The 14,855-nt window shown below is 67.0% G+C and carries 13 protein-coding genes; 11 read left to right on the forward strand and 2 right to left on the reverse strand.

Translation table 11 applies throughout. From position 1 onward, the window contains the following. Nucleotides 1-11: 11 nt before the first annotated feature. Genes nuoE through G6N09_RS02870 form a run of 11 tightly spaced genes read left to right on the forward strand, consistent with a single transcriptional unit; the run spans nucleotide 12 to nucleotide 13,145 of the window. Entirely contained in the window at nucleotides 12-791 is a 780-nt protein-coding gene (gene nuoE, locus G6N09_RS02820) for an NADH-quinone oxidoreductase subunit NuoE (RefSeq protein ID WP_083027827.1), read from the forward strand. Then, nucleotides 788-2,125, forward strand: coding sequence for an NADH-quinone oxidoreductase subunit NuoF (gene nuoF, locus G6N09_RS02825; RefSeq protein ID WP_083027802.1), 1,338 nt, complete (start codon nucleotides 788-790; stop codon nucleotides 2,123-2,125). The genes nuoE and nuoF overlap by 4 nt, the downstream gene beginning before the upstream one ends. Beyond that, complete coding sequence (locus G6N09_RS02830; protein WP_083027803.1) at nucleotides 2,122-4,521, forward strand: NADH-quinone oxidoreductase subunit G; 2,400 nt, start codon at nucleotides 2,122-2,124, stop codon at nucleotides 4,519-4,521. The genes nuoF and G6N09_RS02830 overlap by 4 nt, the downstream gene beginning before the upstream one ends. Then, a complete protein-coding gene (gene nuoH, locus G6N09_RS02835) occupies nucleotides 4,518-5,756 on the forward strand; it encodes an NADH-quinone oxidoreductase subunit NuoH (RefSeq protein WP_083027804.1) in 1,239 nt (412 codons plus the stop codon). The genes G6N09_RS02830 and nuoH overlap by 4 nt, the downstream gene beginning before the upstream one ends. Next, on the forward strand, nucleotides 5,749-6,318 hold the full coding sequence (gene nuoI, locus G6N09_RS02840) for an NADH-quinone oxidoreductase subunit NuoI (RefSeq protein WP_083027805.1): 570 nt from the start codon (nucleotides 5,749-5,751) through the stop codon (nucleotides 6,316-6,318). Before nuoH ends, nuoI begins: the two co-directional genes overlap by 8 nt. Then, on the forward strand, nucleotides 6,318-7,139 hold the full coding sequence (locus G6N09_RS02845) for an NADH-quinone oxidoreductase subunit J (RefSeq protein WP_083027806.1): 822 nt from the start codon (nucleotides 6,318-6,320) through the stop codon (nucleotides 7,137-7,139). Before nuoI ends, G6N09_RS02845 begins: the two co-directional genes overlap by 1 nt. Then, nucleotides 7,136-7,435: an NADH-quinone oxidoreductase subunit NuoK gene (gene nuoK, locus G6N09_RS02850; RefSeq protein WP_024442457.1), complete on the forward strand. Its 300-nt coding sequence runs from the start codon at nucleotides 7,136-7,138 to the stop codon at nucleotides 7,433-7,435. Before G6N09_RS02845 ends, nuoK begins: the two co-directional genes overlap by 4 nt. A gap of 14 nt (nucleotides 7,436-7,449) precedes the next feature. Beyond that, nucleotides 7,450-9,390: an NADH-quinone oxidoreductase subunit L gene (nuoL, locus tag G6N09_RS02855; RefSeq protein ID WP_083027807.1), complete on the forward strand. Its 1,941-nt coding sequence runs from the start codon at nucleotides 7,450-7,452 to the stop codon at nucleotides 9,388-9,390. Continuing rightward, nucleotides 9,387-11,009: an NADH-quinone oxidoreductase subunit M gene (locus G6N09_RS02860; protein ID WP_083027808.1), complete on the forward strand. Its 1,623-nt coding sequence runs from the start codon at nucleotides 9,387-9,389 to the stop codon at nucleotides 11,007-11,009. The genes nuoL and G6N09_RS02860 overlap by 4 nt, the downstream gene beginning before the upstream one ends. Before the next feature lie 2 nt (nucleotides 11,010-11,011). Next, on the forward strand, nucleotides 11,012-12,616 hold the full coding sequence (nuoN, locus tag G6N09_RS02865; protein WP_083027809.1) for an NADH-quinone oxidoreductase subunit NuoN: 1,605 nt from the start codon (nucleotides 11,012-11,014) through the stop codon (nucleotides 12,614-12,616). A 7-nt stretch (nucleotides 12,617-12,623) separates the two neighbouring features. Beyond that, entirely contained in the window at nucleotides 12,624-13,145 is a 522-nt protein-coding gene (locus G6N09_RS02870) for a flavin reductase family protein (RefSeq protein ID WP_407662637.1), read from the forward strand. 7 nt (nucleotides 13,146-13,152) lie between these two features. Here the strand turns inward: G6N09_RS02870 and G6N09_RS02875 are convergent, their stop codons facing one another. Both G6N09_RS02875 and G6N09_RS02880 read right to left on the reverse strand, forming a co-directional pair. Next, complete coding sequence (locus G6N09_RS02875; RefSeq protein WP_083027811.1) at nucleotides 13,153-14,160, reverse strand: Gfo/Idh/MocA family protein; 1,008 nt, start codon at nucleotides 14,158-14,160, stop codon at nucleotides 13,153-13,155. Then, nucleotides 14,157-14,852 (reverse strand): PIG-L deacetylase family protein, encoded by a 696-nt coding sequence (locus tag G6N09_RS02880; RefSeq protein WP_083027812.1) that lies wholly within the window; start codon nucleotides 14,850-14,852, stop codon nucleotides 14,157-14,159. The genes G6N09_RS02875 and G6N09_RS02880 overlap by 4 nt, the downstream gene beginning before the upstream one ends. Nucleotides 14,853-14,855 lie beyond the last annotated feature (3 nt).

Below are 14,855 nucleotides of genomic sequence, written 5' to 3' on the forward strand. Positions count from 1 at the left end.
GCGGCCGGTTGATGCCGCCCACCGCCGGCACCGACGGCACCCGGGTCTTCCTGCAGCTGGGCAGGCAGCCCGAAGAACCCAATCAGTTCAACCATCCCGGCGCACCCAACGCCTACCCCCCCGAGGTGCAAGCCGCGCTGGAGGCCGACGCCAAAGAGATCATCGGCCGCTACCCGCAACCACGCTCAGCGGTCCTGCCGCTGCTGCATCTGGTGCAGGCCCAAGACACCTACGTCACCCCGGCCGGACTGACATTCGTCGCGGAGCTGCTCGGCCTGACCACCGCGGACGTGGCCGGGGTGGCCTCGTTCTACTCGATGTACCGGCGTGATCCCACCGGCACCTACCTGGTCGGGGTCTGCACCAACACGCTGTGCGCGGTGATGGGCGGCGACGCGATCTACGAGGGCCTCAAAGACCATCTGGGCGTCGGCAACGATCAGACCACGGCGGACGGATCGATCACGCTGCAACACATCGAGTGCAACGCCGCCTGCGACTACGCGCCGGTGGTGATGGTCAACTGGGAATTCTTCGACAATCAGACCCCGGAATCGGCGCGCGAGCTGGTCGACAGGTTGCGCGACGGCGCCGAAGTACGTCCCACCCGCGGGATGCCGCTGTGCAGTTTCGCGGCGACCGAACGAATTCTCGCGGGCTTCCCCGATGAGCGCGCCGACGACGGCCAAGGCGGTGCCGGTGCCGCGACCCTGGCCGGTCTGCAGGTGGCGCGCGAACGTGGAATGAGCGCGCCGGAGCCGGGCAGCAAAACCAGTGGGGGCGAGAAATGACACTTGCCGAGGGCACGCCGCTGACCCCGGTCTTGAGCAGCTACTGGGACGAGCCGGAGTCGTGGACGCTGGCGACCTACCGCCGCCACGATGGCTACGCCGGCATGAAGCGCGCGTTGACGATGACACCCGACGAGGTCATCGAACTGGTCAAAGACTCCGGATTGCGTGGCCGGGGCGGCGCCGGATTCTCCACCGGCACCAAATGGTCGTTCGTCCCGCAGGGCACCGAGGGCGCGGGCGCCAAGCCCCACTACCTACTGGTCAATGCCGACGAGTCCGAGCCCGGCACCTGCAAGGACATGCCGCTGCTGATGGCGACACCGCATGTGCTCATCGAGGGCATGATCGTGTGCTGCTATGCGATCCGTGCCCGCCACGCCTTCATCTACGTCCGCGGAGAGGTACTGCCGGTGGTGCGTCGGCTGCAGGCGGCGGTCGCCGAGGCCTACGCCGCGGGGCTGTTGGGCAACGACATCGGCGGCAGCGGCTTCGACCTGGACATCACGGTGCATGCCGGGGCCGGTGCCTATATCTGCGGCGAGGAGACCGCGCTGATCGAATCGCTGGAGGGCTACCGGGGGCAGCCCCGCCTGCGCCCTCCGTTCCCCGCGGTGGCCGGCCTCTACGCGTCGCCGACGGTGGTCAACAACGTCGAGTCGATCGCCAGCGTGCCCTCCATCCTGCGCAACGGGCCGGAGTGGTTCCGCTCCATGGGAACCGAGAAGTCTCGCGGGTTCACCCTGTATTCGCTGTCTGGGCACGTCAACAGGCCCGGCCAGTACGAGGCGCCGCTCGGTATCACGCTGCGCGAACTGCTCGGCTACGCCGGCGGGATTCGCGACGGACACCGCCTGAAGTTCTGGACACCGGGTGGGTCGTCAACCCCGATCCTGACCGAGGAACACCTCGACGTGCCGCTGGACTACGAAGGCATGGCGTCGGTCGGTTCAATGTTGGGCACCAAAGCATTACAGATCTTTGATGAGACCACCTGCGTGGTGCGTGCGGCTGGTCGCTGGTCGGAGTTCTACAAGCACGAGTCCTGCGGCAAGTGCACGCCGTGCCGCGAGGGTACCTATTGGTTGGTGCCCATCTATGAACGCCTGGAGGCAGGGCGCGGCACCCCCGAAGATCTCGACACCCTGTTGGACATCGCCGATGTGCTGTTCGGGAAATCGTTCTGCGCCTTGGGCGATGGCGCGGCCATGCCGGTGAAGTCCTCAATCCAGTACTTCCGTGACGAATACATCGCCCACCTTGAGGGGGGCTGCCCGTTCGACCCGAAAGCGAGCATGCACGTGGCAGGCGGAGCAGCAGGGGGTGTGGCGTGACTCAGACATCTGCGCCGCAGGCCCAGGAGTCGGTGACACTGACCATCGACGACCAGCAGATCACCGTGCCCAAGGGCACCCTGATCATTCGCGCCGCCGAGCAGCTGGGCATCGAGGTCCCACGGTTCTGCGACCATCCGTTGCTGGACCCGGTGGCCTGGTGCCGCCAATGCATGGTCGAGGTCGAAGGCCAGCGCAAGCCGCAACCGTCATGCGCGGTGGCGGCCACCGACGGCATGGTGGTGCGCACCCAGCACACCTCTCCCGAAGCCGATCAGGCGCAGCACATGGTGATGGAGCTGCTGCTGATCAACCATCCGCTGGACTGCCCGACCTGCGACAAAGGCGGCGAGTGCCCCCTGCAGAACCAGGCAATGGCCCACGGCCGCAACGAAACCCGCTTCGAAGAGACCAAACGCCACTACCCCAAGCCGATCAACATCTCTTCGCAGGTTCTCCTCGACCGGGATCGCTGCATCCTGTGCGCACGCTGCACCCGGTTCGCCAACGAGATCGCCGGCGACAAGTTCATCGAAATGATGGACCGCGGCGCGCTGCAGCAGGTCGGCATCTATACCGACACACCGTTCGACTCCTATTTCTCGGGCAACACCGTGCAGATCTGCCCGGTGGGCGCCCTCACCGGCGCCTCCTACCGGTTCCGGGCCCGCCCGTTCGACTTGGTGTCCACCCCGACAGTCTGCGAACACTGTGCAGGCGGCTGCGCCGAACGCACCGACCACCGACGGGGCAAGGTCCTGCGCCGGATGGCCGGCGAAGACCCGGACGTCAACGAGGAATGGAACTGCGACAAAGGCCGTTGGGCGTTCACCTATGCCACCCAGGGCGACCGGATCAGCACCCCGCTGGTGCGCGACGACAGCGGAGCGCTGGTACCGACCTCCTGGCCGCACGCGGCGGCGGTGGCGGCACGAGGGCTGGCCGCGGCACGCGGACGCGCCGGTGTCCTGGTCGGCGGCCGGGTATCGGCCGAAGACGCCTACGGCTACGCCAAATTCGCCCGGATGGCGCTCAACAGCGATGACATCGACTTCCGGTCACGCCCGCACTCCGCAGAAGAGGCCGCGTTCCTGGCCGCCCAGGTAGCGGGGCGCAGCATCGAGGTCAGCTATGCCGACCTGCAGGCCGCCCCAGTCGTATTGCTGGCCGGCCTGGAACCCGAAGAAGAGGCACCGATGGTCTTCCTGCGGCTGCGCAAAGCGGCCCGCAAGTACGCCACCAAGGTGTTCAGCCTGGCCCCCTTCGCCGACCGCGGGCTGGCCAAGATGGCGGGCACCGTACTGCCAACGATTCCCGGCGGGGAGGCAACCGCACTGGACGGCCTGCACAACGGCGCCGTCGGACAGGCGCTTCGCCAGCCCGGCGCGGTCGTCCTGGTCGGCGAGCGGTTGGCGGGATCTCCTGGCGCACTCTCGGCAGCGATCCGGCTCGCCGAAGCCACCGGGGCGAAACTGGCCTGGGTGCCACGGCGCGCTGGGGAACGCGGCGCCTTGGACAGCGGAGCGCTGGCGGGCTTGCTACCCGGAGGGCGTCCGCTCGCCGATCCGGCGGCGCGGGCCGAGGTCGCGCAGGCATGGGGTCTGGCAGGCCCCGACGACCTGCCGTCGCAGGCGGGACGCGACACCGATGCCATCCTGGCGGCCGCAGCCGACGGGACCCTGGGAGCACTGCTTGTCGGCGGGGTGGAACCGGCCGACCTGGCTGACCCGGAGGCGGCACTGGCGGCCCTGGACGCGGTCGAATTCCTGGTCAGCCTCGAGCTGCGGCACAGCGCAGTCACCGAACGCGCGGACGTGGTGTTGCCGGTAGCGGCCGCCTCCGAGAAGTCCGGCACCTACGTCAACTGGGAGGGCCGCCACCGCCGGTTCGGTGTCGCACTGCCGGACACCGGTTCCCTGCCCGACCAGCGGGTGCTCAACGTGATCGCCGAGGAGATGGGCATCGCCCTGGGCATGCCCACGGTGGAGGCGGCCCGCGACGAGCTGGTGGCATTGGGCGCTTGGTCAGGTGAGCGGATCGCCGGACCCGCCGTGGCAGCCGGCACGCCACCGCAAGCCGGTGCAGGCGAGGCGGTGCTGGCCGGCTGGCGCATGCTGCTCGACGAGGGGCTGATGCAGGCCGGCGAGCCCAACCTTGCCGGCACTGCCCGCACGCCGGTGGTGCGCCTGTCGGCATCGACGGCCGCCGAGATCGGCGTGGCGGAGTCGGATTCGGTCACGGTCAGCACCGATCGCGGCCAGATCACCCTGCCGCTGGCCATCACCGAGATGCCGGACAACGTGGTGTGGCTGCCGCTGAACTCGGCAGGCTCGGCAGTACACCGGGACCTGGGGGTCAGCCCCGGCGCGACAGTACAGATTGGACGCACACCATGAGCGATCCTTTGTGGTTGATGCTGGTCAAGGTGCTGGGCATCTTCTTGTTTCTGCTCTTGACGGTTGTCCTGGCCATTGTCATCGAGCGAAAAGTCGTGGGCCGCATGCAGATGCGTCCCGGCCCCAACCGGGTAGGTCCCAAGGGCTGGCTGCAGAGCCTGGCCGATGCCATCAAGCTGGCCCTCAAGGAGGACATCACCCCGTTCAACGTCGACCGGGCGATTTACACACTGGCCCCGATCATCTCGACGGTGCCGGCCATCACCGCATTCGCGGTGATCCCGCTGGGCCCCGAAGTCAGCATCTTCGGCCACCGCACCGCATTGCAGCTGGCGGACCTGCCGATCGCGGTGCTGTTCGTTCTGGCGATGTCCTCCATCGGGGTGTACGGGATCATCCTGGCCGGGTGGTCGTCCGGCTCGGTCTACCCATTACTCGGCGGAATCCGCTCGACCGCCCAGGTGATCTCCTACGAAGTCGCGATGGGCCTGGCGTTCGCATCGGTGTTCCTCTACGCCGGCACGATGGCGACCTCGGGCATCGTGGCAGCCCAGGATCGAGTGTGGTTCACCTTCCTGCTGATGCCTGCGTTCATGGTCTACCTGACCGCGATGGTCGGTGAGACCAACCGGGCACCCTTCGACCTGCCCGAAGCCGAGGGCGAACTGGTCGGCGGCTTCCACACGGAATACTCCTCATTGAAGTTCGCCCTGTTCTTCCTCGCCGAATACATCAACATGACCACGGTTTCGGCCGTGGCGGTCACGCTGTTCCTCGGTGGATGGCACGCGCCATTCCCGTTCAACATGTGGGACGGGGCCAACACAGGCTGGTGGCCTCTGTTGTGGTTCACGCTCAAGCTCTGGGGCTTCATCTTCGTCTACATCTGGTTGCGGGGCACCCTGCCCCGGCTGCGGTACGACCAGTTCATGGCGTTGGGCTGGAAGATCCTCATCCCGGTGGCGCTGGCCTGGGTGCTGATCGCCGCGGGAATGCGCAGCCTGCGCAACGGCGGCTACGAGCATTGGCAGCCGGCGCTGGCCGCGATCAGCACCGTGACCACGGTCGTGGTGCTGGTGGCACTACATCGGCGATTCAGCGCGCTGAGTACACGGCACACCCGCCTCGACGAATCCACTGCGGTGGCCCCCGCCGTGGCAACCGAGGGTTCGTTCCCGACACCACCGCTGCCGCAACGCGGTTCACCGCGGATCAAGGAGGACGTCAATGGCTAGTTTGCGAGACGCACTGGCCGGGTTCGGCGTCACCTGGAAGACGATGTTCAAACGGCCGATCAACGACGGCTACCCCGAACGCAAGAAGCCGACGGCGCCGCGCTACCACGGCCGCCACCAACTCAACCGGCACCCGGACGGGCTGGAGAAGTGCATCGGCTGCGAATTGTGTGCGTGGGCCTGTCCGGCAGACGCCATCTATGTGGAGGCCGCCGACAACACCGACCAGGAACGCTTCTCCCCCGGCGAACGCTACGGCCGGGTGTACCAGATCAACTATCTGCGGTGCATCGGCTGCGGACTGTGCATCGAGGCCTGCCCCACCCGGGCTCTGACCATGACCAACAACTACGAGATGGCCGCCGACAACCGCGCCGAGCTGATCTGGGAACGCGACCAGCTGCTGGCCCCGCTGGAAGCCGACATGATCGCGCCGCCGCACGCGATGCCGCCCGGCGCCACCGAGAAGGACTACTACTTGGGCAGGGTGAGCCCGGCCGGCCTCGACGAAGACCCGGACCTGTTCGTCATGCTCGACCGAGTGAAGCAGGGCAAGGCCTGATGGGCACCACACTGCTGGCCGCCGACATCGTCGTGCGCACCTCCACCGGGGAGGCGGTGACGTTCTGGGCGCTGGGCGTGATCGCCGTGATTGGCGCCATCGGCGTGGTCACCGCCGCCAAGGCGGTGTACTCGGCCCTGTTTCTGGCGATGACGATGTTGATCCTGGCGGTGTTCTACTTCGTTCAGGACGCGATGTTCCTCGGCGTGGTGCAGATCGTCGTCTACACCGGCGCGGTGATGATGCTGTTCCTGTTCGTGATGATGCTGATCGGTGTGGACTCCGCCGAATCACTGGTGGAAACCCTGCACGGCCAGCGGGCCGCCGCCACCCTGGCCGGGATCGCGTTCGGGATACTGCTGATCGCCGGGATCGGCGGTGCCACGATGCACCTGCGCCGCATCGGCACGCCCCCTGCCGCCGGCACCGGCGCGGCGGACCTGAGCCAACACAACGTCGAGGGCCTGGCCGCGCTGATCTTCACCCGCTACCTGTGGGCGTTCGAGCTCACCAGCGCACTGCTGATCACCGCCGTGCTCGCCGCCATGGTGCTGACCCACCGCGAGAGGTTGCAGCCGCGGATGACGCAGCGGGAGCTGTCGATTCAGCGCTTCCAATCCGGTCGACGGCCGACGCCGCTGCCCACCCCCGGCGTCTACGCCCGCCACAACGCCGTCGACATCGCCGCGCGCCTGCCCGACGGGACCTACTCGCCGCTGTCGGTGTCGGACACCTTGACCCACCGCTGGGTCGGCGCGACGGGCAACGCGGCACACTCCGACACCGAAATTGCCGCCAACGGGGAGGACTCGGGCCAGTGAATCCGGAGAACTACCTCTACCTGTCGGCGATGCTGTTCACCATCGGAGCCACCGGGGTGTTGTTGCGGCGCAATGCCCTGGTGATGTTCATGTGTGTCGAACTGATGCTCAACGCCGCCAACCTGGCATTCGTCACCTTCGCCCGGCTGCACTCCCAGCTCGACGGCCAGATGGTGGCGTTTTTCACCATGGTCGTCGCCGCCTGCGAGGTGGTGATCGGCTTGGCCATCATCATGACGATCTTCCGGGCCCGGCGATCCGCCTCGGTCGACGACGCGAACCTACTGCGCGGCTAGGAGTTGGGGAGCCTATGACGAACGTGAGCCAGTTGAGCTGGCTGCTGGTGGCCCTGCCCACGGCCGGAGCGCTGATCCTGTTACTCGGCGGGCGCAGAACCGACCGGTGGGGGCACCTGCTGGCCTGCGTCACCGTGCTCTCCTCATTCGGGATCGGGCTGGTGCTGCTGGCCGAGATGCTGGGCCGGGACGGCGAAGACCGAGCGATCCACACGCACCTGTTCAGCTGGGTGCCGGTGGGCGCCCTGCAGGTCGACTTCGGCATGCTGGTCGATCAACTGTCGATCTGCTTCGTGCTGCTGATCAGTGGCGTCGGCTCGCTGATCCACATCTACTCGACCGGCTACATGAAGCACGACCCCGATCGCAGGCGCTTCTTCGCCTACCTGAACCTGTTCGTCGCGGCGATGCTGCTGCTGGTCGTTGCCGACAACTACCTGGGCCTATATGTGGGCTGGGAAGGCGTCGGTCTGGCGTCCTACCTGCTGATCGGCTTCTGGTACGCCAAGCCGGTGGCTGCCGCGGCCGGCAAGAAGGCGTTCGTGTCCAACCGGGTCGGCGACATCGGGCTGTCGCTGGCCATGTTCGTGATGTTCGCCGGTTTCGGCACGTTGTCCTTCGAGGGACTATTCGGTGCGGTCGAAGATGCCGGACCCAGCGGGCTGACCACCGCAATCGGCCTGCTGCTGCTGGTCGGCGCGTGCGCCAAGTCCGCGCAGGTTCCGCTGCAGGCCTGGTTGTTCGACGCGATGGAAGGCCCCACCCCGGTCTCGGCCCTGATCCACGCCGCCACCATGGTGACCGCCGGGGTGTACCTGATCGTGCGGTCTGGGCCGGTGTTCGACCTGTCGCCGGACGCCCGGCTGGCGGTGGTGGTCGTGGGAGCCCTCACCCTGCTGTTCGGTGCGATCATCGGCTGCGCCAACGACGACATCAAGCGCGCGCTGGCGGCCTCCACGGTGAGCCAGATCGGCTACATGGTGCTGGCCGCGGGATTGGGCCCGGCCGGCTATGCGGTGGCGATCATGCACCTGCTAACCCACGGTTTCTTCAAGGCCGGACTGTTCCTGGGCTCCGGCTCGGTGATGCACGGAATGAACGACGAGCAGGACATGCGCCGCTACGGGGCGCTGCGCAGCTTCATGCCGGTCACCTTCGCCACCTTCGGTCTGTGCTACCTGGCGATCATCGGGGTGCCGCCGTTCGCGGGGTATTGGTCCAAGGACGCCATCATCGAGGCCGCGTTGGCCTCCGGCGGCACGCGCGGCTGGGTGCTGGGGGCCGTGACGATCCTGGGCGCCGGGATCACCGCGTTCTACATGACCCGGGTGATGCTCATGACGTTCGGCGGAGAGCGCCGCTGGGCTGCCGACGAGAGCGAGGTCACCGCGGAGCGGCCACTGCAGCATCCGCACGAGTCCCCGCGAGTGATGACCTGGCCGATGATCGTTCTTGCACTGGGCGCGGTGTTCGCCGGGGCGGCACTGGCCATCGGCGGGCGCTTGGAACATTGGCTGGAGCCGGTGGTCAACTCCGTGACGGCGGTTGCCGACCATGACGCCTCCCACGCCATCCCCGCGTGGCTGACCGGGGCTATCACCCTGGGCGTCGTCGCGCTCGGAGTTGCGTTGGCCTACAACATGTATGGCCGCAAGCCGATACCGGTCAACGCGCCCACCGACGTCTCCGCACTGACAGTCGCGGCCCGCAAGTATCTCTACGGCGATGCCTTCAACGAGGAGGTGCTCATGCGTCCGGGTAACCGACTGGCACAAGCCCTGGTCGGCGTTGACGACCGGGTGGTGGACGGTTCGGTCAACACGACTGCCGGATTGGTGGCGCTCGCGTCATATCTGGTGCGGCGACTGCAGACCGGTTTCGTGCGCTCCTACGCGTTGACGATGCTGGCCGGCACGGTCCTGGTGCTCGTGGTCGTGTTGGCGGTGCAACTGTGAACACCAACGGGGTGCCCTTGCTGAGCCTGTTGTGGCTGGTACCACTGATCGGCGCCGGACTTGTCATCGTGTTGCCTGCCGGGCGGGCGGGCCTGGCGAAGTGCGCCGGCCTACTGGCGAGCTTTGTCACGCTGGCGGTGGCCATCGTGGTCACCGTCGAGTTCGACACCACCCCGGTAGCCGCGCCGTATCAGTTCGTGGAATCCCACCGCTGGATACCGGCATTCGGGGCGAGCTACACACTCGGCGTGGACGGAATCGCGGTGATCCTGGCGCTACTGACAGCCGGCCTGGTACCACTGCTCATGCTCGCCGGCTGGAATGACGGCGAAGGGGTACGCGGTGCCGATGCTGACGACCCGCTGCGCCCGGCTCCGCCGCGCTTGCGATCGTCAGGACGCGGCCCGCACGCCTTCACGGCACTGATTCTGACCGTCGAGGCGATGGTCCTGATCTCGCTGGTCTCCCTCGACGTGCTGCTGTTCTACGTGTTCTTCGAGGCGATGCTGATCCCGATGTACTTCATGATCGGCGGATTCAGCAACGGGGCCAAGCGGTCACAAGCCGCCCTGAAATTCCTGCTGTACAACCTGTTCGGCGGCCTCATCATGCTGGCCGCGGTAATCGGGGTGTACGTGGTGAGCTCCGGCGAAGGGACCTCCGGGGGCACGTTCGACTTCCGCGAACTGGTCTCGATGTTCTCCCCGGCGACCACCACCGTTGACCCGGGTGTCCTCAAACTGCTGTTCGCCGGTTTCATGTTCGCCTTCGCGGTCAAGGCCCCGCTGTGGCCACTGCACCGCTGGTTGCCCGACGCCGCGGTGGAATCCACCCCTGCGACCGCCGTGCTGATGATGGCGGTGATGGACAAGGTGGGCACCTTCGGGATGCTGCGCTACTGCCTGCAGCTGTTCCCCGATGCCTCAACCTACTTCCGGCCGACCATCATCGTGCTGGCCGTCATCGGCGTGGTCTACGGCGCGATGGTGGCGATCGGCCAGCGCGACATGATGCGACTGATCGCCTACACGTCGATCTCGCACTTCGGATTCATCATTCTGGGGATCTTCGTAATGACCAGCCAGGGGCAGAGCGGCTCCACGCTGTACATGCTCAACCACGGACTGTCCACCGCGGCACTGTTCCTGATCGCCGGGTTCCTGGTCGCCCGCCGCAACGGCGCCCGAGCGATCTCCGACTACGGCGGCGTGCAGAAGGTGGCACCGGTGATGGCCGGCACCTTCATGGTTGCCTCCATGGCCACGCTGTCGCTACCCGGACTGGCCCCGTTCATCAGTGAATTCCTGGTCCTGGTAGGCACATTCAACCGCTATTGGGTTGCGGCGGCCGTCGGCTCCACGGCACTGGTGCTGTCCTCGATCTACATGCTGTGGCTGTATCAACGGGTCATGACCGGCCCGGTCACGCACGAGAATGAAGGCATCCGCGATCTGGTGCCGCGCGAGCTCCTTGTGGTCGCGCCGTTGATCGCACTGCTGCTGTTCCTCGGTTTCTACCCCAAACCCGCGCTGGACATCATCAATCCGGGCGTTGCGCACACCTTGACCACCATCGGTCAAACCGACCCGGCACCGCTGACAGCTGAGGGGGCGCACTGACCATGTCGGGCATGCCAATCCCATCCGTCGAGTACGGCCTCCTGCTACCGCTGCTGATCGTTTTCGGCACTGCGGTCACCGGTGTGCTGTTTGAGGCGTTCGTCCCGCGCCGGGCGCGCTACGTCATGCAGGTACTGCTCGCGGTCAGTGGGCTGGCCGCAGCATTCGCCGCCGTCGTGGCGGTGGGCCGAGAACTACCCGCCGCCGGGCGCATCGCCGTGCTGGGCGCCGTGGCCGTCGACCGGCCGGCGTTGGTGCTGCAAGGCACCATCGTGCTGGTCGGGATCATGGCCGTCGTGTTCATCGCCGAGCGCAACATCGGTGCAGGTGTACCAGAGGGCCCAGGTGCGGCGACCGCACCAACGGCCGCCCCCAGACACGCCGGCTTGGACGCATTCACTCCGCAGGCGTCAGCCGTGCCCGACAGCGTCGCCGAACTCGACGCGGCGCGCGCTGGCGTGACCCAGACCGAGGTGTTCCCGCTGACCCTGCTGGCAGTGGGCGGCATGATGGTGTTTCTGGCGGCCAATGACCTGGTGACCATGTTCGTGGCGCTGGAAGTGCTCTCCCTGCCGCTGTACCTGTTGTGTGGTCTGGCGCGCTACCGTCGCCTGCTCTCGCAGGAAGCCGCGCTGAAGTACTTCTTGCTGGGGGCGTTCTCCTCGGCGCTGTTCCTGTTCGGGGCCGCGCTGCTCTACGGCGCCACCGCGACGCTGGCCCTGCCCGAGATCGGCGAGCAGCTGTTGTCTCACCGCAGCGACCCGCTGGCGCTGATCGGCGCCGGGTTGGTCCTGGTGGGCCTGTTCTTCAAGGTCGGAGCGGTGCCGTTCCATTCGTGGGTTCCCGACGTCTACGTCGGGGCGCCGACTCCGATCACCGGATTCATGGCGGCCGCCACCAAGGTCGCCGCCTTCGGGGCGATGCTGCGGATCCTCTACGTGGCACTGCCTGCGCTGCATGACCATTGGCGTCCGCTGCTGTGGCTGATCGCCGTACTGACCATGATCGTGGCCACCATCGCGGCGATCACGCAGACCGAGGTCAAGCGGATGCTGGCCTATTCCTCGGTCGCCCATGCGGGCTTTGTGTTGACCGGGGTGCTGTCGGCGATCCCGGCGGGCATCTCCGCAACGTTGTTCTACCTGGTTGCCTACAGCTTCTCTACGGTAGGCGCCTTCGCCGTGGTCAATCTGATCCGCAACCCCGGCGGCGAAGAAGAGCTCGACATGTCCCGATGGGCCGGTTTGGGCCGCCGATACCCCGTTGTGGGGCTGCTCTTTTCGATGTTTCTGCTGGCTTTTGCCGGTATCCCGTTGACCAGTGGGTTCATCAGCAAGTTCGCGGTGTTCAAGGCAGCCGCCGAGGGTGGTGCGGCGCCCCTGGTGGTAGTCGGTGTGGTGGCCAGCGGCATGGCCGCCTACTTCTACGTGCGGGTCATCGTGTTGATGTTCTTCACCGACTCCCCCGCCGATCCGCCGCATCTGGTGCTTCCCAGTGTGTGGAGCAAGGCGGCGATCGCGCTGTGCGCCGCGGTCACCGTGCTGTTGGGGATCCTGCCGCAGCCGCTGCTTGACCTGGTGGATGCGGCGACACAATTCGCGCAGTAAGCGGGGTATGCCCGTCGCCCCGGGCGGGTACACCCCCGATATGCCCGAGGAGTATTTCGACCAACTGGTCGCCAAGCTGAACTACAGCATGTTCGTGGTGACCACGGCGGCCGACGGCCACGCCGCGGGCTGCCTGGTGGGCTTCGCGACCCAGACCAGCATCGATCCACCGAGATTTCTGGTGGGTGTGTCCAAGCGCAACCACACCTTCGCCGTGGCAGCCCAGTCCGAGCATCTGGCGGTCCACGTCCTGGCACGCCGCGATGTCGAACTGGCTCGGCTGTTCGGAAGTCAGACCGGCGACGACGTCGACAAGTTCGCGCACTGCTCCTGGCACAGTGGGCCCGCGGGGATGCCCATCCTCGACGACGCGGCCGGGTGGTTCGCCGGCAAGATCCTGCGTCGTATCGACCTGGGGGATCATCTCGGCCACTTCATGGAGCCTGTCGCCGGCCAAGCCCCTCCGCGCGACGTCGACCTGCTGTCCTTTGCCGACGTCAAGGATCTCGAGCCAGGCCACCAGGCCTGACCGGAACTCAGCAGCGCTGGACCGGCTCGCGCAGCGGGAGTCCAGCCGCCCGATAGATCGCGTCGATCACGGTCATGTTCTCGATCGCGTCCTGCGGCGTGGTGCGCACCGGCACGCCGCGCAACACCGCATCGGCGAACGCGTCGAGCTGGTAGGCATAGGACGCCCGGTGGGTGAACCGCTCGACTCGCCTGCCGCCGCCCGCGCGGATCTGCAACCGGTGGAAGTACTGCGGCATCAACGGATTGAGCGCCCGCAGTTCGCCGCGCTCGCCGATCACACGGGCACTGACCTGCAGCAGGTTGGACGACCACAACGAGCAGCGGATGGTCCCGGTGTGTCCGGCGGGAAATCGCAGCTGTGCCGTCATCGCCCGGTCCACGAGCGGATCGCGCAGTTTTGCGCGCGCGGAAACGACTTCCGGGGTGGCCCCGCCGAAGGTACGCGCCATGTGCACCGCATAGCAGCCGGCATCCATCAGGGCCCCACCCGCCAGTGCGTAGTCGTAGCGGATGTCGGAAAACCGCGGCAGCGGGAAACTGAGTGCGGCGTCCACCTGGCGCAGCTCCCCGAGCTCGCCCGAGGCGATGATCTCTTCGATGCGCGCGGTCATCGGGTGATAGCGGTAATGAAACGCCTCCATCACCACCCGATCGGTAGCGGCGGCCGCCGCGGCGATCTCGCGCGCTTCGGCGGCATTCGCGGTGAACGGCTTCTCGCAGAGCACATGCTTGCCGGCAGCCAGCGCAGCACGGGTCCAGCTGCCGTGCAGGTGGTTCGGCAGCGGAATGTAGACGGCGTCGAGATCCGGGTCGGCGATGAGCGCGTCGTAGCTGGTGTGCACCCGGTCGATGCCGTGCTTGGCGGCGAAGGCCCGGGCGCGCTCGGCATCGCGGGCCGCTACGGCACTCACCACCACCTCGGGATTGGCGGCGGCAGGTTTGAGCAGGGCATCCGGGGTGATCCGTGCCGCGCCGAGCACGCCGATCCGCAGCGTCCTCGTGATCCCACTCATGCGGGTGTGCTGCGCTGCAGACGAAATCCGGCCACCCGGCTCCCGGCGTGCATCGCGGTCGTCATGTCGACCACCCCGCGCGCCTGTTCACGTACCGGCGTAGCGGGATCAAGGACCGACAGATAGACCTCGTGGGCGGCAAGGGCGTCCACCGCGACATCGAGATACCCATCCACGGTTTCGACGTGGGTGGGCCCCGGGCCGCCCTGGAAGAGCCAGCGCGGCTTGTGCGCCAAGGTGTCCCAGGCTTGGTTGACCGCGGCCGCGAATTCGATGTGGTCACGCTGGTTGGGAACCCCGGGGGCGAACTCGGGTGCGCCATACACCGCCACCACCACATCGGGGCGGGCTTCGTTGATCACCGCGGCGATCTTTGCGCGCAGCGCGGGCGTGTTGGCGATGTCGCTGTCCGGGAAGTCCCAGAAGTCGACTCCGTCGACCGGGTCTACCCCGACGATCGCTGCGGCTCGCCGCTGCTCGGCTTCCCGAAGCGGCCCGGCCTGGTGGGGGTCCATCCCAGCGATGCCCACCTCACCGCGGGAGGCCAACGCGTAGCGGACGTTCTTACCGGAGGCGGTCCACTTCGCGACCGCCGCCGCGATGCCGTATTCGGGATCGTCGGGATGCGGCACCAGCACCAGCAACGATTCCCAATCGTCGGGAAAGGGCTGCGGATCGGTCGATGCAGACATCGG

The sequence above is a fragment of the Mycolicibacter minnesotensis genome (assembly GCF_010731755.1).
GTDB classification, from domain to species: domain Bacteria; phylum Actinomycetota; class Actinomycetes; order Mycobacteriales; family Mycobacteriaceae; genus Mycobacterium; species Mycobacterium minnesotense.